Annotated in this window: 14 protein-coding genes and 1 riboswitch; of the genes, 3 read left to right on the plus strand and 11 right to left on the minus strand. The window is 74.0% G+C overall.

The annotated features are described in order from the left end of the window. Positions 1–97 precede the first annotated feature (97 nt). The 7 genes from IIE03_RS20795 to IIE03_RS20825 form a co-directional block, all read right to left on the minus strand. Entirely contained in the window at positions 98–1,921 is a 1,824-nt protein-coding gene (locus tag IIE03_RS20795; protein ID WP_192864691.1) for an ABC transporter ATP-binding protein, read from the minus strand. Then, positions 1,918–3,792, minus strand: coding sequence for an ABC transporter ATP-binding protein (locus IIE03_RS20800; protein WP_192864692.1), 1,875 nt, complete (start codon positions 3,790–3,792; stop codon positions 1,918–1,920). Before IIE03_RS20800 ends, IIE03_RS20795 begins: the two co-directional genes overlap by 4 nt. A gap of 92 nt (positions 3,793–3,884) precedes the next feature. Beyond that, positions 3,885–4,583, minus strand: coding sequence for a GNAT family N-acetyltransferase (locus IIE03_RS20805; RefSeq protein WP_192864693.1), 699 nt, complete (start codon positions 4,581–4,583; stop codon positions 3,885–3,887). Then, entirely contained in the window at positions 4,567–6,933 is a 2,367-nt protein-coding gene (locus tag IIE03_RS20810) for a penicillin acylase family protein (protein ID WP_192864694.1), read from the minus strand. The genes IIE03_RS20805 and IIE03_RS20810 overlap by 17 nt, the downstream gene beginning before the upstream one ends. Further along, positions 6,930–9,491, minus strand: a complete 2,562-nt coding sequence (locus IIE03_RS20815; protein ID WP_225998126.1) for a GNAT family N-acetyltransferase — start codon at positions 9,489–9,491, stop codon at positions 6,930–6,932. Before IIE03_RS20815 ends, IIE03_RS20810 begins: the two co-directional genes overlap by 4 nt. Next, positions 9,488–10,888, minus strand: coding sequence for a lysine N(6)-hydroxylase/L-ornithine N(5)-oxygenase family protein (locus tag IIE03_RS20820; protein WP_192864695.1), 1,401 nt, complete (start codon positions 10,886–10,888; stop codon positions 9,488–9,490). Before IIE03_RS20820 ends, IIE03_RS20815 begins: the two co-directional genes overlap by 4 nt. Further along, positions 10,888–12,519 carry a pyridoxal phosphate-dependent decarboxylase family protein gene (locus IIE03_RS20825; protein ID WP_192864696.1) on the minus strand — a complete coding sequence of 544 codons (1,632 nt, stop codon included), beginning with the start codon at positions 12,517–12,519 and terminating at the stop codon, positions 10,888–10,890. Before IIE03_RS20825 ends, IIE03_RS20820 begins: the two co-directional genes overlap by 1 nt. A gap of 486 nt (positions 12,520–13,005) precedes the next feature. Between IIE03_RS20825 and IIE03_RS20830 the strand changes: the two genes are divergently transcribed. From IIE03_RS20830 to IIE03_RS20840, 3 genes are read left to right on the plus strand one after another with little or no spacing between them, the layout of a single operon-like run. Continuing rightward, the gene (locus IIE03_RS20830; protein WP_192864697.1) at positions 13,006–13,188 is read left to right on the plus strand and encodes a hypothetical protein; all 183 of its coding nucleotides are present in this window, start codon (positions 13,006–13,008) and stop codon (positions 13,186–13,188) included. Positions 13,189–13,223: 35 nt separating this feature from the next. Next, entirely contained in the window at positions 13,224–14,036 is an 813-nt protein-coding gene (locus tag IIE03_RS20835) for a hypothetical protein (RefSeq protein WP_192864698.1), read from the plus strand. Positions 14,037–14,089: 53 nt separating this feature from the next. Then, complete coding sequence (locus tag IIE03_RS20840; RefSeq protein WP_192864699.1) at positions 14,090–14,674, plus strand: hypothetical protein; 585 nt, start codon at positions 14,090–14,092, stop codon at positions 14,672–14,674. Positions 14,675–14,710: 36 nt separating this feature from the next. On the opposite strand, the gene thiD is transcribed toward IIE03_RS20840, so the two are convergent. The 4 genes from thiD to IIE03_RS20860 all read right to left on the minus strand — a co-directional run bounded on the left by thiD (position 14,711) and on the right by IIE03_RS20860 (position 18,488). After that, positions 14,711–15,553, minus strand: coding sequence for a bifunctional hydroxymethylpyrimidine kinase/phosphomethylpyrimidine kinase (thiD, locus tag IIE03_RS20845; RefSeq protein WP_192864700.1), 843 nt, complete (start codon positions 15,551–15,553; stop codon positions 14,711–14,713). A gap of 97 nt (positions 15,554–15,650) precedes the next feature. Continuing rightward, a riboswitch (TPP riboswitch) is annotated at positions 15,651–15,748 on the minus strand. A gap of 108 nt (positions 15,749–15,856) precedes the next feature. Beyond that, positions 15,857–16,717 carry an HpcH/HpaI aldolase/citrate lyase family protein gene (locus IIE03_RS20850; RefSeq protein WP_192865051.1) on the minus strand — a complete coding sequence of 287 codons (861 nt, stop codon included), beginning with the start codon at positions 16,715–16,717 and terminating at the stop codon, positions 15,857–15,859. 11 nt (positions 16,718–16,728) lie between these two features. Continuing rightward, on the minus strand, positions 16,729–17,340 hold the full coding sequence (locus IIE03_RS20855; protein WP_192864701.1) for a MaoC family dehydratase: 612 nt from the start codon (positions 17,338–17,340) through the stop codon (positions 16,729–16,731). Continuing rightward, on the minus strand, positions 17,337–18,488 hold the full coding sequence (locus IIE03_RS20860) for an acyl-CoA dehydrogenase family protein (RefSeq protein WP_192864702.1): 1,152 nt from the start codon (positions 18,486–18,488) through the stop codon (positions 17,337–17,339). Before IIE03_RS20860 ends, IIE03_RS20855 begins: the two co-directional genes overlap by 4 nt. Positions 18,489–18,554: the final 66 nt, after the last annotated feature.

Below are 18,554 nucleotides of genomic sequence, written 5' to 3' on the forward strand. Positions count from 1 at the left end.
CCGTCGCACGTCCCGCCGGAGACGACGCTCACGGGCTCGTACCCGACGGCGCCGCCCGCCCGGCGGGCGCGCCACTTCGCCTGATCGCGCGGGACCTTCAGACCAGCGAGTCCTGCCACGCCGCGTTCAGCGCGGCGAACCGGCCGCCCCGGTCCACGAGGGCGTCGGGGCTGCCGTCCTCCACGACCTCGCCCTGCTCGAGCACGAGCACGCGGTCGGCGATCTCCACGGTCGACAGGCGGTGGGCGATGATGATCGCCGTGCGATCCGCGAGCAGCGACTGCAGGCCCCGCTGCACGAGCCGCTCCCCCGGCAGGTCCAGGGAGGACGTCGCCTCGTCCAGCACCAGCACCGTCGGGTCGGCCAGGAAGGCCCGTGCGAACGAGAGCAGCTGCCGCTGCCCCGCCGAGACGCGCCCGCCGCGCTTGTTCACCTCGGTGTCGTAGCCGTCGGGCAGGCCGGTGACGAACTCGTGGGCGCCGACGGCGCGTGCCGCCGCCTCGATCTCCTCGCGCGTGGCGTCCGGGCGGCCGAGCGCGATGTTCTCCGCGACCGACCCGCTGAAGAGGTAGGCCTCCTGCGTCACCATGACCACGTGGCGGCGCAGCACCGGCGAGGCGATGTCGCGGATGTCGACGCCGTCGACCAGCACCCGCCCGCCGGTCGCGTCGTAGAACCGGGTCACCAGCTTCGCGATCGTGGACTTGCCCGCCCCGGTGCTGCCCACGAGGGCGACCGTCTGCCCGGCGGGAATCGTCAGGTCGAGACCGGGGAGCACCACCGGGCCGTCCCCGTAGCCGAAGCGCACGTTCTCCAGGCGCAGCTCGCCCCGCGGATCGCGCAGGTCGACAGGCTCGGCGGGTTCGACGACGGTCGGTTCCTCCGCCAGCAGCCCCGACACCTTCTCCAGCGCCGCCGCCGCGGACTGGAAGGCGTTGTAGAACATGGCGATCTGCTGGATCGGCGCGAAGAACCGCTTCACGTACAGCAGCACGGCCACCAGCACGCCGACCGCCAGTGTGCCCTCCAGCACCCGCCAGCCGCCGACCGCCAGCGCGATGACGACGGTCACGTTGCCGATGAGGAGCAGGCCCGGCGCGAACCGTCCGTTGATCCCGAAGATGCGGAGGTTGGCGTCGCGGTACTCCTGTCCGATCCGGTCGTAGTCCCGCTCGGTGGTGGATTCGCGGTTGAACGCCTGGACGGCCCGGATGCCGGTCATGGTCTCGACGAACTTCACGATGAGGCGCGCCGACCAGGTGCGCTGCTCGCGGTAGGCGATCTGGGAGTGCTTCCGGAACCAGCGCACGAGGAACCAGGCAGGCAGGAGCCCGACCATGAGCACCAGTCCGGACGGCGGATCCAGGATCGTGAGCCCGACGGCGGTGAGGAGCATGACCAGCAGGGACGAGATGACGCCGACGAGACCGCCGTCGAGCAGCTCGCGCAGGGCCTCGAGGTCGCTGGTCTGGCGGGAGATGATGCGCCCCGACGTGTAGGACTCGTGGAACTCGAGGCTGAGCCGCTGGGTCTGGCGGAAGACACGGCGGCGCAGGTCGAGGAGGACGTTCTGGGCGATCCTGGCGGCGACGCGGCGGTACGTGCCGATGGCGACGCCGGCGAGCACGGCCGCGGCCAGGTAGGCACCGCCGACCGCGGCCAGGGGGGCGACGTCGCCGGGCAGGGCGGGCAGTGCGACGTCGATCGCCAGGGAGACGAGCCACGGGCCGGCGACCTGCGCGGCGCTGGAGGCGGTGACCAGGACGGCGGCCCACGCCAGGATGCGGACGTGCGGGCGCAGGAGGCTGCCGAGCAGCGCGAGGGACCGGCGCCGGACCGCGCGGGAGGTGACGCGGTCGAAGCGGGTCTCGTCGTCGTGCGCGGCGTCCGTGGGGCGACGGCGGCCGCCGGCCGCGCTCACGCGCTCACCTCCTCGCCGGCGGGCGCGGCAGGGGCGGCGGACGAGCCGGGATGGTCGTGCGACACGTAGTCCTCCTCGAGGCTGGAGATGACGTGGCGGTAGTGGGCGCTGGTGGCGAGCAGTTCGCTGTGCGGCCCGACGGCGGTGATGCGGCCGCCCTCGAGGACGGCGACCCGGTCCGCGAGGGCCACGGTGGACGGGCGGTGGGCGATGACGAGGGTGGTGGTGCCGCGCAGCACGTCCGCGAGGCGGTGGGTGACGGCCTCCTCGGTGGTGACGTCGAGGGCGGAGAGCGGGTCGTCGAGCACGAGGACGCGGGGGCGGGCGGCGATCGCACGGGCCAGGGCGAGGCGCTGGCGCTGGCCGCCTGACAGGGAGAGCCCTTCCTCCCCGATGCGGGTCTCGACGCCCTCGGGCAGGTCGTGGACGAAGCTCGCCTGGGCTACCTCGAGGGCCTCGTGCATGCGGCGGGTGCGCTCCGCCTCGTCGACCGCGTCCGGCCCGGACTCGGGGACGCCGAGCAGGACGTTCTCGCGGACGGACGCCGAGAACAGGGTGGGGTCCTCGAACGCGACGGCGACGTGCCGGCGCAGGTCCTCGCGGGTCAGGTCGCGCACGTCGACGCCGTCGAGCAGGACCTCGCCGCCGGTGACGTCGTAGATGCGCGGGACGAGCATCGCCAGGGTCGACTTGCCGGAGCCGGTGAGGCCCACGAGGGCCGTCGTCGTCCCCGCGGGCAGGTCGAGGTCGACGCCCTCCAGGACGCGGGCCCTGCGATCCGCGTCGGGGTAGGCGAAGGACACGTTCCGCAGGGCCACGTCGCCGCGCCGGCCGGCGGGCAGCGCGGCGGGCCGCTCGGGATCGGTGAGGTCGGGCGCGGTCTCCATGACCTCGAAGTACCGGTCGACGGCGCTGCGGGCGTTGATCGTCATGGACAGGCTCATGCCGAGGTCGACGACGGGCCCGTTGACGACGGCGGTCGTGGCGAAGAACAGCACCAGCTCGCCCACGGTGACCTGGCCCGTGCCGGCCAGCCACACGCCGAGCACGAGGCAGACGCCGAGCGTGAGCTCGGGGATGAGGGTGAGGGCGGCCATGAGGCGGGCGTCGACGGACGCCTTGTGCAGCTCGGTCCGGCGCAGCGTGTCGGCCTGGCCGGTGAACGAGTGCAGGGCGTCGTGCCCCCGGCCGAAGGCCTTGAGGACACGGATGCCGTGGACCGACTCCTCGACGGTGTTGGCCAGGTCGCCGGACTGGTCCTGGGAGCGCCGGGAGATGACCCGGTACCTGCGGGAGAAGCGGTACACGATCACCACGACCGGCAGGGCGCCGGCGAGGTACACCAGCCCGAGCCAGCCCGCGGTCGCGACCAGCACGCCCACGCCGACCGCGATCGTGCAGACGTTCAGCACGAGCTGCAGCAGGCCGAAGACGAGCCAGCGGCGCAGCGTGCCGAGGTCGCCCATGACGCGGGACAGGAGCTGGCCGCCGGGCCATCTGTCGTGGAACGCGGCGGGAAGGTCCTGCAGATGCCGGAACATCGCCATGCGCATCGCGTGCTCGACACGCGTGCCCGGGTACATGACGAGGTTGCGGCGCAGCGCGACCAGGCCGACCTCCGCGAGCCCGAACGCAAGGACCAGCACGACGGACCAGGCCAGGCCGGTCCAGTCGCGCGTGGCCACGCCCCGGGTCAGCGGGCCGTCGACGACGTACTGGAGCACGTGCGGGATCGCGAGGGCGGCGAGGCTCGCACCGAGGGCGGACAGCAGCCCGCCGGCCAGCGGCGGGATGGCGGTGCGGACGTACGGGAGGAGGCGTCGAAACGATGCGAGCGTGGACAGGGTGGATCCGGCTGGAATCGATGGCATCGATTCAATTGTCTCACCGGAGGGCAAGTCATTTGCCCGGGCGAACCGTCGGCGTTTCGTGCTTGGCACACTTTTTCAGGTCGTGCGCCAACCTACTGGCGCGCTCGCTCCCGCGTCAGGTACGCCATCACCGCGTCCTTCGGGCCGTGCGGGGACTCGAAGTGCACCCGCTCGCCCGCCTCGAAGCCCATCGCCACCATCCGGGCCAGCGCCGCCGCGTTGTTCGCGTCCGGCTCCCCGATCAGGCGCCGCGTACCCGGCCCGGCGAACAGGAAGCCCGCGAGCGCCGGGCCGAGGACCGCCCAGCTCTCCTCTCCCCCGCCGGCGTGGTCGGGGAGGGTGGGTGCGCGGAAGAAGTGGAGGCCGAGGTCGCCGTCGGCGACGGGGTAGGCGGTGGCGACGGGGTCGTCCTCGGGGTGGTAGGCCTGGATGAGTGCGACGGGGGTGTGGTCCCAGCGGATGAGGTAGGCGTTGTGGGTGGGCAGGGAGTCGACGAACTCGTAGGTCTCGCGCAGTTCGTCGCGGGTGAGGTCGCCCAGGCCCCAGAATCGGGCGCGGGGTTCGGTGACCCAGGCGTGGAGGGTGTCGAGGTCGGCGTCGGGGTCGAGGATGTGGGCGGTGATGACGCCGTGGGGTGTGGTGGTGCGCCAGACCTCGGCGCCGCGGGGGCCGTGCAGGAGGCGTGGGGCGGGGGTGGGTGGCGGCGGGGTGTCCGACGGCGGGGTGTCCGACGGCGGGGTGTCCGACGGCGGGGTGTCCGACGGCGGCGCCGTGTCAGTCCTGTCGTCCATGCGTGTTCCTTCTCGGTTCGGGGTGCGGTTCGGAGGGCCGGCCGGTCTCGATCGGGCCGGGGTCGACGGGCTCGAGCCGGTCCCAGTCGGTCTCGACGGGGATGGTGTCGCCGGCGGCCCAGGTCGCGTGCTGGTCGGCGGTGTGGGGGTCGCCGGGTACGCCGCTCGCGCCGAAGGGCACGACCCAGCGGCTGTTGCGACGGTCCGTGAGGTCCCAGATCCAGCGCGCCACCGAGCCGCGAGCCGCTTGCGGCGAGACGCCCGGTGTGCTTCCGGTGCATCGGACGGTGTCGTTGTCGCCGGAGATCGGTGCGGTGGGGTAGGTGAGTTCGGGGCCGCCGGGCAGGCGGGTGGGGGCGAGGGTGTGCAGGTCGCCCCATGCCGCGGTCGGGGTGTTGTGGGCCGGGTCGTCCGGGTCGCCGGCCCACAGGGTGTCCAGGTCGAGCGAGTCGCTGCCCACGTCCAGGGCGTCCGGGAGTCGCGGCAGGCCGAATCCGATGGCGGTCTCGGGGACGAACCAGGGGGCGTAGATCTCGCCGTACGGTGATCCGGTGCCGTGCGGGTCGGTGGGGCGCAGGCCGTCGAGGCGCGGGTCGTTCGCGAGGTGCCGCACGATGGCGTCGCGCCATCGGGCGAACGTGGCGGCGTCGGTGCTGTCCGCGTCCATCGGGGCGCCCGCTTCCGCCCAGGGCCGGAGCGGCTCGGGGGTGCCGAGGCGTGCCATGAGGGCGAGTGCGGCGCTGCTGGACACGTCGGCGTGGATGCGGTGCTGGGTGAAGGGTGTCTCGCCGCCGGCGGGCGGGTTCGCGAGCAGGTGGCGGATGCGGTCGGCGCGGTAGGGGGCATAGGACCAGCCGAGGGCGTGGGCCTCGCGGTTCGGGCGGCGGTCGCGCGGCCGGCCGGCTCGTCGGCCGTCGCCCTCTCCGGGCGGGTCGTCCGTCGTCGTGTCCGGGCGCGTCACGGGTCGTTCGTTGGCGTCGACGGCGACGCCGGTGGTCACTCGCTCCGGTTCGGGGAGGCGGACCCAGGGGCGTTCGCGGGCGGCGTCGGTCCAGGCCGGGACGGGCAGGACGCGTTCGTCGGGGGCTCGTTCGGTGATGCGGCCGGCGGTGAGGCTGAGGATGTCGCCGCCGGAGTCGGCGGTGAGGACCCGGTTGACAGGGTCGACCCAGCCGTCGCCGAACGTGGCCGCGACGTCGCGGGCCGATCGGGCGCGCAGGAGGCGACGCCACGCGGGGACGCCGGCGTCGGCGAGGACGCGGACGGGCCATCGGATGGTGAACTGGCGGGTTTCCTCGTCGGGGGTGGTGTCGTCCTGCCGGGTCGCGATCCACACGCCTCGCGAGGTCTCGATCCACGGTACGGACTCCCGGAACGGAGGCTGTTCGCCCCGCCCGGCCGTCTCGCCGTCGACGTCGCGGATCTCGATCGTCTCGCGTCCGCTCGCGGCGGGTTCCCAGCCGTCGGGGCCGTGGGCCTCCCAGCCGCCGTCGGCGCCGCGGCGGAGGCGTTCCTCGAAGACCTCCACGTGGTGAGCCATGGCGTTGGTGATGCCCCAGGCGACGCCGCCCGCTCCGTCGTCGGGGTGGCCGCCGGGGTGGCCGCCGTCGGCGAGCGCGTACCCGAAGTGCTGCACGCCGGGGACGCCGGGGAACGCGAGTCCGAGGACGTCGTAGGGGACGTCGTCGTCCTCGGCCGTGCAGGCGAGGCGGATCTGCTGGTAGGTGCCGGGGAGCTCGAGGACGCGGTGGGGGTCGCCGGCGAGCAGGGGGCTGCCCGACGCGGTCGCGTCCGGTGCGATCGCCCAGGCGTTGGAGCCGGCGTCGCTGCCCGCGCCGGGACCGCCGTCGGACGCGAACCACTCGGCCAGGGTCGCCGGCGGCACGCCCGGGAACCGGGGGCCGAGGGTGCGGGCGACGTGGTCGCGCCAGAGCACGGCGGGGAACCCGTTGAACAGCACGTGGTCGACGAGGAACAGTCCGATCGGGGTCCACGTGCGCCAGGGGCCGTCGTGGTGTCCGAGTCCGGCGTTCACGCCGCGGGCGTAGGCGGCGAGCCACTCGCGTTCGGGCGTGGCGAGGGCATCCGCGACCCGCCGTGCGGTGTCGGCGAGGCGGACGCGCACGGCGAAGCGGTCCCAGGCGAGTCCGTCGGGGCCGATCCGGGCGGCGAGGCGCGCCTCGGCGCGGAGACGTCCGGTCTCGAGCTGGTCGGCGCGGTCGAGGGCCGTGACGTAGCCCTGCCCGTAGGCGAGGGCGCGTTCGCCCGCGGCGCGCACGTGCGGGATGCCGTGCGCGTCGCGGAACAGCTGGAAGGGGGGTGTCCGGGGAGGTTCGTGCGGCTGGGTCACGCGGGAACGGTAACTCCTATCGGGTTCCGCAGGCGTCCGGCGTAGATGAGGGACGAGGCCTGGTCGGTCAGGTCGACCATCTGGCGGGTGTCACGCAGCTGGAGGCGGTTGAGGCAGGAGTGCGCGAAGGTCTCGGCGCGCAGGTCGACGCCGAGGCCGCGGTCGTGGCGCGCCGCGATCGCGGGATGTTCCTCGCGGTGCCGCTCCACGACCTCGCCCACGAGCGCCCAGAAGCGCGCCGTGGGCAGGACGCCGTCCGCGGCGAGGATGCCGGACAGGTGCCGCAGCACGCCGTCGAACATGTCGGTGAACACGCCCAGCGCCTTCTCGTCGTCGGACACGACGGCGCGCACGCGCTCGATCCGCTCGGGCAGCGGACGCGGCCCGAGCACCGCCACCTCCTCCCCGATGTCCTTCATGAACACCCGGGTCACGACGTGGTCGCGCAGCACCAGCACGAGGTTCTCGCCGTGCGGCATGAACGCGAGGTCGTGCGCCAGCAGGCAGTGCACCAGCGGGTAGAGGTAGGCGTCGAGGTAGGACCGCACCCAGCTCTCCGCGTCCAGGCCGGACGCGCGGACCAGCGACGTCGCCAGCGCCGTGCCGGACGCGTCGCGGTGCAGCAGCCCGGCCATGGTCGCCACGCGCTCCCCGCCGGCCAGCCGCGGCAGGGGCGACTCGCGCCACAGGGCCGCGAGCATCTTGCGGTACGGGTTGTTGTCCCGCGTGCGATGGTAGACGTCGCCGGTGTAGCCGACGGCGGCCAGCTCGCGCAGCACCCCGAACCCGGCGCGCCGCAGTGTCTCGTCACCGGTCACGACGCCGGCCACCCAGTCGTTCACGGCCGGCGTGTCGCGCATGTACCTCGGGGACAGCCCGCGCAGGAAGCCCATGTTCTGGATCGCGGTGGCCACCTTGACGTAGTGCCGGTCCGGGCGGGTCGTGTTGAACAGGGTGCGGATCGACTGCTGCGGCGTGTACTCGTCGGCTCCGGGCCCGAGGGGCACCAGGTCCTCGCGGGCGACGTCGGCGGCGAACGTGATCGCCACGCGATGCTCCCACTGCCACGGGTGCACGGGCAGGTACAGGTAGTCGTCCGGGTCCAGGCCGCGCGCGGCCAGCCGGGCGGCGAACGTGGCGCGCTCGGCGCCCGCCAGCTCCCCCGCCGACGACGCCGTCCCGTACAGCCCGGACTCGCTCTCCCCCGCGCCCAGCGACAGGTGCGTGTGCTCCCGCCGGGCGGCAAGCCACATCAGGCGCAGCCGGCCCGCGCGCTCGGGCGCGTAGGCACGGTAGTCCGACAGCGAGAACCCGATCCGCCCGTTGTTCGCGACGAAGCCCGGGTGCCCCTCGGTCATCGCGGACTCCACGGCCTGGAAGGCACCCGCGACGTCGCCGCCGGCGAGCGCGTCCACCAGCCCCGGCGACGACGGGGACGCGCCCAGCGCCTCCCGCTCCCGCTTCGCCATCGCCCCGGCCAGCGTGGACGACAGCTCCTCCAGGTACACCGGGAACAACTCCTCCGGCACCCGCAGCAGCGGCTGCAGCTCCGCGACCAGCTCCAGCACGTCGATCGGCGCCGCCCGCCCGGCGTCGCTCCCGTCCGGCAGCGTACGCGTGCGCCGCAGGCTGGACTCGTCGATCACCCAATGCTCCAGCGGGTAGCGACGCGCGGCGAACCGATAGGTGACCCGCCCCCCGCCCCGGGCGTCGTCGAGCACCAGGACGTACTCGCGCGGATCGTCGTGGGTGACCTCCCGGGCCGCCTCGGTCGCGGCGCCGTCCGCCTCCGCGGTCCCTGCCGAAACCGGCTCCGGCAGGAACAGGCGCTCGTGCGTGAACTCCGCGAGCGCCTTGGCCACCAGGTGCCGGTGCGCGGCGCCCGCGAGCGCCGGGCGCAGGTGGGCGGCGGGTTCGGCGCCGAGGGGGCCGGTGCCGTCCCCGAGGGGTGAGGCGGCGAAGTCGTCGCGGGTGCAGATGCTGAGGCGGGCGCGTTTGGCGTGGCCGTCGGTCACCAGGTCGATGTCGCGCAGGACGCGGAATCCGGCGGCGGCGTTCTTGGCGTGGATCGCGCTGTTGCGGGCGTCGGGTTCGACGACGACGCGCAGGGCGCCGGGCCCGGGCGTCGCGAAGCAGAATCGCATGACGGTGGCCATGACGGCGTCGGTGAGTCCGGGGATGCGGCCCCGGGCGCCCTCGGCGGGTGGCGGGGGTGCGACCAGGACATGCATGCCGAGGTCGCCGGGCCGGTGATCGAGGACGTCGGGCGGCACGCCGTCCAGGACGGTGCGGGCGGGGTCGTAGGTCTCGGCGTAGGCGATCGGTGTGCCCTGGCGGCGCAGGAGCCAGCCGTCCTGCGCGTCGTCGTCGTTCACGGCCGTGAGGTAGTCGCGCACCTGGCCGGGCGTGAGGTCGCCCATCTCCCAGTAGCGGGAGGCGGGGTGGGCGAGCCAGTCGTGCAGGAGGGTGGCGTCGCGGGCGGGGTCGACGGGTTCGACGGTCATCTCGCCGACGCGCGTCGCGGTGCGGAAGGTCGTGTTGCCGTTCGCGTCGCTCATCGCGTCGCCTCCTCGCCGGACAGGACGTCCCAGTCCAGTCGAAGCGAGTCCGGCTCCGGAGAACAGAGCCCGAAGGTCTGGAACGCGATGCGGCGCTCGATCGGGTAGGGCTCGCGACCGGTGACGGCCGCGAGGATGACGGAGGCGCGCCAGGGGGCGAAGCCGAGGTCGGGGGCGGTGACGCCGTGGGTGTGTTCCTCGCCGCCGGCGACGAAGACGCGGCGTGCGGCGTCGACGGTGTAGTCGCGCCGCACGACGAGGCGGCCGCGGGCGTCCAGGTCGATCCGGTCCAGCACGGGCACGAGGAACTCGGGCGTGGAGTGGGCGTAGCCGGTGGCGGCGACGACGGCGCGGGTGCGGTGCTCGGTCTCCTTGCCGGTCTGGCCGTGGCGCAGGGTCAGGACGTACTCGCCGGTGCCGCCGGCTGCGTCGGGGTCGAGGCGGGCGGCGGTGACCTCGCAGTCGGGCAGGAGGGTGGTGGGCAGCGGTGTCCCGAGGGCGGACTTGCGGTAGAGGGTGTCGTAGATGTCGTCGACGAGGTCGCCGCTCATGCCCTTGTACAGGTTGCGCTGTTCGCGGCCGAGCCGGTCGCGCAGGTCCTGCGGGAGGGACACGTAGTGGTCGGTGTACTCGGGCGAGGTCATCTCGAGGGTGAGCTTGGTGTACTCCATGGGGAAGAAGCGGCTGCTGCGCGTGACCCAGTCCAGGCGGTAGGGGCTCGCGCCGCCGGGCCCGGTCGCGAGGCCCTCGAGCAGGTCGCGGTACACCTCCCCCGCGGACTGCCCGCTGCCCACCACGGTCACGGAACCGGCCGCGGTCAGCGCGTCCCGGCTGGGCAGGTAGTTGCCGGTGTGCACCACGGGCCCGGCGCCGGCCAGGTCCCGCAGCACGGCGGGCAGGCGCGGGCTGGTGCCGGTGCCCAGCACCAGGTGCTTGGCACAGTATTTCTCTTCGGTGACACCGTCGTGGCCCGCGAGCTGCGCGGTCACCACGAAGACGTCGCCCTCCGCATCGTGCTCGACGGCGGTCACACGCCGGCCCCAGCGCAGCATGCCGGGCGCGGCCTCGGCGAGGCGGGCGGCCGCCCAGCGGCAGTAGGCGTCGTACTCGGCGCGCAGCGGGTAGAAGGACTCGCGGATGTAGAACGGGTACAGGCGCCCGGTCTCCTTGAGCCAGGCCAGGAACGAGTAGGGCGAGGTCGGGTCCGCCATGGTGACGAGGTCGGCGAGGAACGGCACCTGGAGGGTGGTGCCTTCGATGAGCATCCCGGGATGCCAGGAGAAGCCGGCCCGCTGGTCGAGGAAGACGGCGTCCACGTCGCCGAGGGGTTGCGCGAGCGCGGCGAGCCCCAGGTTCATGGGGCCGATGCCGATGCCGGCGAGGTCGTAGGTGCGCATCAGGCGTTCTCCTCCCGTGCGGCGTCGCGGGACAGGCGCGGGTGGACGTCCCGGCAGGGCGGCACGTCGAGGCCGGCGAGCTCCTCACCGGCCAGCAGGCCCTGGGCGGCCGAGCGCACCAGGTCCAGGACGGCGCGCACGTCGTCGAGCGTCGTGTCGGGGTTGAGCAGGGTGAGCTTGAGGCAGGGACGCCCGTCGGCCACGGTCTTGGCCACCAGCGCCCGGCCCGAGTCGAACAGGACGCGGCGCACCTGGGACACGAGCGCGTCGGCGTGCTCCGGGGCGAGCCCGTCCGGCTCGTAGCGGAACATGACGGTGGACAGGTCGGTCCGCGCCACCAGCCGTAGCTCCGGGTCGCGGGCGAGATCGGCGTGCACGGCCGCGGCCAGGTCGTAGGTGGCGTCCACCAGCCGCCCGAGGCCGTCGGCACCCAGCGCCCGCAGGGTGACCCACAGCTTCAGGGCGTCGAACCGGCGCGTGGTCTGCAGGGACTTGCCCACCTGGTTCGGGTCGGGGTTGAGCTCGCCGTTCTCCCGCTCGGGGTTGAGGTAGTCGGCGTGCCAGGAGCCGCGTGCCAGGTCGGCGGCCTCGCGCACGATCAGGGCGCTGGAGGAGACCGGCTGGAAGAAGGCCTTGTGGTAGTCGATCGTGACGCTGCGGGCACGCTCGATCCCGGTCAGCAGCCCGCGCCGGGTGGGGCTGACCAGCAGCCCGCAGCCGTAGGCGGCGTCCACGTGCAGCCAGGCGCCGGTCGCGTCGGCCAGGTCGGCCACCGGCAGGATCGGGTCGACGCACCCGCGGTCGGTGGTGCCCGCGGTCGCGACGACCGCCATGGGTGTGTCGCCGGCGCGCGCGACGTCGGTCAGCGCCCGGCCGAGCGCGTCGGGGTCCATGCGGCCGTCGTCGTCCCCGTCCACCGCCACCACGGCGTCCTCCGACAGGCCGAGCAGCAGCGCCGCCTTCGCGACCGAGAAGTGGCTCGCCCCCGTGGCCAGGATCCGCAGCCGGGCCTGCGCCACCGCCCGCTCGGCGCCGCTCAGGCCCTCGAGCGCGCGCTGCCGGGCCAGGAACATCGCCTGCAGGTTGGACTGCGTGCCACCGGAGGTGAAGACGCCGTCCGCACCCGCGGCCTCGCCGCGCTCGTCCCTCCCGACGGGGAAGCCGATGCGGCCCGCCGTCCAGTCGATCAGGCGCCGCTCCATGAGGGTCGCGGCACCCGACTGGTCGTAGGTGTCCAGCGACGTGTTGATGGCCGACGCCATCGCGTCCGCGGCGACCGCGGGCACGGCGACCGGGCAGTTCAGGTGCGCGGCATAGGCCGGATGATGGAACCACACCGCGTTGCCCGCGTACAGGTCGCCCGCCTCGGCCAGCGCGGCCTCGGTCCCGATGCCCGGCGCGTCCAGGTCGACGGCGTCGCAGCGCTCGCCGAGCTCCGTCCGCGCCGCACCGCTGAACGGCTGGCCGGCGGCCGCCACGCGGCGGGCGACGTCGTCCACCACCGCCCGCGTCACACGGGCGTACTCGGCGGCGGTGGCGCCGCGCAGCAACGCGGTGCCGTCGTGCCGGATCCCGGACGACGGCGGCACGGACGCGGTGCCGCGGGCAGCGGCGGACAGGGGTGAGGACATGCGCGAAGCTCCTCGCGTGAGGGCCGACAGGACGAGTGGCACACCTCGAACCGGCGCGACGGCGGCCGCCACACGCGACCGCCGCACAAGCTAGTTAGGCATGCCTGACCTAAGTTAGCCGACACTTCACCCATGTCCAACAGTCCCGCACTGTGCCGGACGTCACCCCACGCACACCGGGCGCGAGCGGCCTCTGCCGCGCGGGCGTCGAACGCGGTGCGCGTCGTGCCAGGATGTCCGCCGTGACCAGCACACAGGAGCAGGAAGCCTCGCCCGTCTCCCGGTCCGGGACGCTGCCGGCCTCCACGGCCGTCCTCGTCGGGGTCGGTGCCGCCCTCACAGGACTGCTGCCCTGGCTGCTGACCGGGATGCGGCTGCCGCTGCAGAACCTGTGGGCCTCGCCCACCCTGCCCGAAGACATGCCCGTCGCACTGCTCCCGTTCAACCAGTACATGGTCCTGGCGCTGTTCGGACACGATCCTCGCCGTGGTCTCCTACCGGGCCCACCTCGGCGACGCCCAGGCCATGGCCCACATCGCCCTGAGCAACCTCGCACGCGGCCTGCCCACCGCATGGATCGACACCGCGGTCGCCGCGGCCATCGGGACGGCCGGCGTGGCCGCACGGCTTACGAGAGCGCCGTCGGAAACGCCGCACCTGCCGAAGTAGTCGACGCAGAACCGGCAGAGCAGTACGTTTCCCCCATGAGCGAGGAGCGCCAGATCACGTCTGACGACAACGACGCCACGGAGAACGCCACCGACACCCGCGACGACGCGCGCGGTGACTCCCACGACGAGGGCCGCATCGAGCGGCTGCGGGAGCTCCTGACCGCGCCGATCAAGATCCCCGAGTCCGAGAGCGGCGCCCGCGGCGGCGAGGAGTCCTCCGACCCCGAGGACTACCCGGCGCCGTCCGTCGACATCCCGCCGCACGTGCGCGCCGCCGCGGAGGCCGCCGCGCACGCCGGCGACGACGAGCAGCTCCGCGACGAGAGCCGCCGGACCAAATCCGGCAAGAAGCGCCGCACCTGGGCCGACGCGTTCCTCGACACCGGCAGGCGGGACCTGTCGGCCGCCGGCGACGACGCCGCCACCCAGCTCCTGACCCGGCTCGACGAGCTCGACCGCCGCACCGGGGAGGACATCGCCCACGTCCGGGCACGCGCCGAGACGGCCACCGAGACCGCCGCCGGAGCGAACGGGACGGCCGAGGCCGCGCTACAGGGCCTCGAGGCCACGACCGCGCGCATCGACGACGTCGAGCAGCGCGTCACCGCCGCCGGCGAGACCGCCGAGGCCACCGACCGGGCCGTCGCCGCCCTGCGCGAGCATGCCGACGCCGTCCGCGACGAGATCACCCAGCTCACCACCTCGCTGGCCGACGCCGAGCGGTCCGCCGCGACGGCCCGCGACCAGGCGGCCGCCGCGGCGAAGAAGGCGGGCACGGCCACCGTCGTCGCCGTGATCGCGGTCGTGCTGGCGCTGGCTGCCCTGGGCGCGGCGTTCGCGCTCTGACCGGGCACGCCCGGACGCACCACGGCGACGTCCGCGCTGGTACCTTCTTCGCCATGGCGCCCCTCGACGAGTCCCCGCGGCACGCGTCCCCCAGGCCCCAGCGGATGTCCTGGGACCCTCGACCCCTCCTGGCGGACCTGAAGGCAGGCGTCCAGGCGCAGCTCGCCCGCACCGAGGCGCCCGGGGCCGACCCTCGCCACCCGGGCGACGCGACGGTCTCGCAGCCCACCGTCGACGCCGGCCTGAGCGACCCCGCGGGCGCGGACGGCGCGCGCGTCGGCGGCTCCGCGATGGTGCACGCCCCCACCGCGGCCGAGAACAAGGACCGCAAGCACCTGCGCCGTGCCGCCGAGGCCGCGGAGGCCGCCGCCGCACAGGCCGCCGGCGCCGCGTCCCAGGCCGCCATCACCGCCGAACGAGCCTCGTCCGACGCGCGCACCGCCCGCGAGCAGGCCGCCGCGGCGCACGCGACCGCGAACTCGGTGGTCGCGGAAATCGCCGCCGCCCGCGAGGAGACCACCGTGCTGCACCAGGCGCTCGAACGGGTCCAGGCCCGCGCCCGCCGCGACGTGCTCATCGCCTGGACCGCGGCGGGGGTGGCTCTGGCGCTCGGCGTGGCCGCCCTCGCCATCGGGTAGACGGACGGCCGTTCGGCAGGGCCGCGCAGACCTCGTTCAGGACTCCAGGGCCCGGGCGCGCACGCCCGCCGCGTCCCAGAGCATGCCCAGGTGGTCCACCGGGCCGTGGCCGCCCCGGCCGCCCACCCGCAGGCTCTCCCCCCGGGCGATCGCCGCACGCAGCCACGTCGTCGCACGCCGCAGCGCCTCCGGCCACGAACCCGTCACCACCCGCAGCGTCGCCAGCGCCGCCGACAGCGAGCACCCGGTGCCGTGCGTGCTCGTGGCCACCAGACGCGGGCCGCTGACACCCACCACCTCGCCGTGGGCCGAGACCAGGGCGTCCGGCGTGTCCGAGGTGAGCAGGTGGCCGCCCTTGGCCAGGACCAGCACGTCGTGCACGGCCGCGACCTCGCGCGCCTGCGCGACCGCCTCCTCCCAGGTGACGGCCTCCGGCCCGCCCGTCAGCACGGCCAGCTCGGGGATGTTCGGGGTGACGACGTCGGCCAGCGACAGCAGGTCCCGCAGCGCCGCCTCCGCCCTCGGTTCCAGCAGGCGGTCACCGCTGGTGGCGATCATGACGGGGTCGAGCACCACGACGGGCGGGCGGACGCGCTCCAGCCACACGCCGACGACGTCCGCCGCACGCGCCGTGCCCAGCATCCCGATCTTGACCGCGTCGATCTCGATGTCGTCGCTGACGGCGTCCAGCTGCTGGGCGACGAACGCGGCCGGCGGCGTGTGGACGGCCCGCACCCCCTGGGTGTTCTGCGCGGTCAGGGCAGTGATCACGGCCATCCCGTAGCCGCCGTGGGCGGCGATGGACTTCAGGTCGGCCTGGATCCCCGCCCCGCCCGAGGGGTCGGATCCGGCGATCGACAGCACTCGCGGGACGCTCATCGCGCCACCGCCGTGCCCGGCATCAGGTCCGGCATCACGTCTGACATCATCTCCACCGTAGCCGCCACGACCGCGGCAGGAGGACGACGACTCCCGGTTCTGCGCATCTCGACATTCCCTTCGCCGGCACTACCTGGATCAGGTTCGACGGGTGTGTTCTCAGCTGCCACGACGGCGGCACCCCGTGTCGATTTCTTTCCTAGTTTACGCAGCAGAAGACTGGTTTGTCGACAAAAGTCCGGCTCGCCACGGTGTCCGATCCGTCACACCTCAGTCAAGTGTGCCTCGGGAAAGGGCAATCCTTCATCCCCTGGCGCGCTCCAGGACCGCCCGGGCGTGACGCAGGACCGGCTCGTCCACCATCACGCCGTCCAGCGTGAACACACCCGTGCCGCCGGCTCCCGCACCTCCCGCTCCCCCGGCCTCGTGACCGGCCGCCGCCGCGAGGATCCGCTCGGCGCGCACCACCTCGTCCGGCGTCGGCGCGTACGCCTCCCGGATCGCCGCCACGTGCCTCGGATGGATGCACGCCGTGGCCGCGAACCCGGAGGCGACGGCGTCGGCCGCCTCCGCGCGGAGGCCGTCGAGATCGTCGATGTCCAGATGGACCGCGTCGATCGCCTGCTTCCCGGCCGCCCCCGCGGCCAGCAGCACCGCCGCCCGGGCGTGCCGCGCCACGTCGCGGTAGGCCCCCGGGGCTCGCTCGCCCGGACCGAACCGGCTGGACGCCCCGCCCAGAGAGGCCACGAGGTCCTCCGCGCCCCACATGAGGGCGACGACGTCGTCCCGCCGGGCCAGCGCCGGGGCGTCGACGACACCGGCCGCGGTCTCGCACAACGCCACGACCCCCAGCCCGTCGAGCACGGGCAGGCTCGCGTCCGCCTTGGCGACCATCACCGTGCGGAACGACGTGGCGCGCACGGCGGCGAGATCCCGCTCGTGGTCCGGCGTACCGGGCGGGCTGATCCGCACGATCGTGCGCTCGGGCAGGAGGGCGGGCCCGTGGGCCACGAGCGCCTCGCGCGCGGCGGGACGCGCCCCGGGCGCGACGGCGTCCTCCAGGTCGAGGATGACGCCGTCCGCCCGGGACGCGGCCTTGGCGAACCGGTCCGGCCGGTCCGCCGGGCAGAACAGGAGGGCGGGACCAGGAATCGAACCCGGCATCGAGCTCGCGATCACCACTGGTCCCCCGCGTCCGGCACGTCGTCCGGCCCGGCCGGGCCCTGCGCTGCCCGACCCTGCACGGGACCAGCCTCCGCCTCGGCGGCCTCGTGCGCCGCCCGCGTCCAGAACAGGCCGTTGCGCACCGCTCGCGCCACGACGACGTCGTCCTGGTTGCGGCCCACGTGCTCCAGCGTCACGATCCCCTGCCCGGGGCGGGACGCGGACGCACGTTTGGCGAGCACGTTCGTCTCGGCGTACACCGTGTCGCCGTGGAACACCGGGGCCGGGAAGGTCACCTTCTCGAACCCGAGGTTCGCCACCAGCGTGCCCAGCGTGACCTGCCACGTGGACAGCCCCACCAGCGTGGACAGCGTCCACATGGAGTTCATCAGCCGGCGGCCGAACGGCTGCGTGGCCGCCCACGCCGCGTCCAGGTGCAGCGGCTGGCCGTTCATCGTCAGGGTCGTGAACTGCACGTCGTCGGCCTCGGTGGCGGTGCGCCCGGGGCGGTGCAGGTACCGGTCGCCGACCTCCAGCTCGTCGAAGTACCGGCCCCGCTGCAGGATCTCGCGGCCCTGCCCGGCCGCCGCGCCCTCGCCGGCCGGCGTCGTCGGATCCGTCACTGCAACCCCATCTCCCGGGCCAGCACCATCAGCTGCACCTCCGTGGTTCCCTCGCCGACCTCCAGCACCTTCGCGTCCCGGTAGTGCCTGGCCACGGCGTTCTCGTTGAGGAAACCGTACCCGCCCCAGATCTGCGACGCGTCGTGCGCGTTCGCCACGGCCGCCTCGGAACCGATGAGCTTGGCCAGCGAAGCCTCCGCCTTGAACGGGACGCCCGCGACGAGCTTCTGCGCCGCGTCCATCCACGCCAGCCGCGCCGAGTGGGCGCGCGCCTGCATCCGCCCGAGGGTGAACGCGACGTGCTGGTTCGACCCGATCGGCCGGCCGAACACCTTCCGCTCCTTGGCCCGCGCGAGCGCCTGCTCGTAGCAGCCGAGCGCCGCCCCCGCGCACAGCGCCGCGAACGCGACACGGCCCTCGTCCAGCGCCCGCAGGAAGTTCGCGTACCCGCGCCCCCGCTCCCCCAGCATCGCCGAGTGCGGCACGCGCACGTCGGTGAACGTCAGCGGATGGGTGTCCGACGTGTGCCAGCCCACCTTGTCGTAAGCCGGGCCCACCTCGAAGCCGGGCGTGCCCGTCGGCACGATGAAGCAGGTCAGCTCCGGGCCGCCGTCCTCCCTGCGGCCGGTCACCGCGGTGACCGTGACCAGCGACGTGATCGGCGTGCCCGAGTTGGTGATGAACTGCTTGGACCCGTTGACGACCCACTCGTCCCCGTCACGCACCGCCGTCGTGCGCGTGGCGCCGGCGTCCGACCCGGCCTCGTCCTCCGTCAGCCCGAACCCCGCGAGCGCCCGCCCGGACAGCAGGTCGGGCAGCCAGCGCTGCTTCTGCTCTTCGGTGCCGTGCCGGAAGATCGGCACGACGCCGAGCCCGACGCCCGCCTCCAGCGTCACGCCGAGCGACTGGTCCACCCGGCTGATCGCCTCCACGGCCAGGCACAGGGAGACGTAGTCCTTGCCCTGCCCGCCGTACTCGGTGGGGAACGGCAGGCCGAACAGTCCCATGTCGCCCATCCGGGCGATGATGTCGACGGGCAGCTCGCGCTTCGTGTCGTAGTCGTAGGCGCGCGGCGCGACCACCTCGTCCGCGAAGCGGCACACCTCGTGGTACAGCTTGGTCTGCTCGTCGGTGAGCAAGTACTTCATGGTTCCTCCCAGGGGTGTCGGGATCAGCGTGTGATCGGCCGGGACCGCGGGGGTGTGCGGGCCCGG

The sequence above is a fragment of the Myceligenerans pegani genome, assembly GCF_014892515.1.
GTDB classification, from domain to species: Bacteria; Actinomycetota; Actinomycetes; order Actinomycetales; family Cellulomonadaceae; genus Myceligenerans; species Myceligenerans pegani.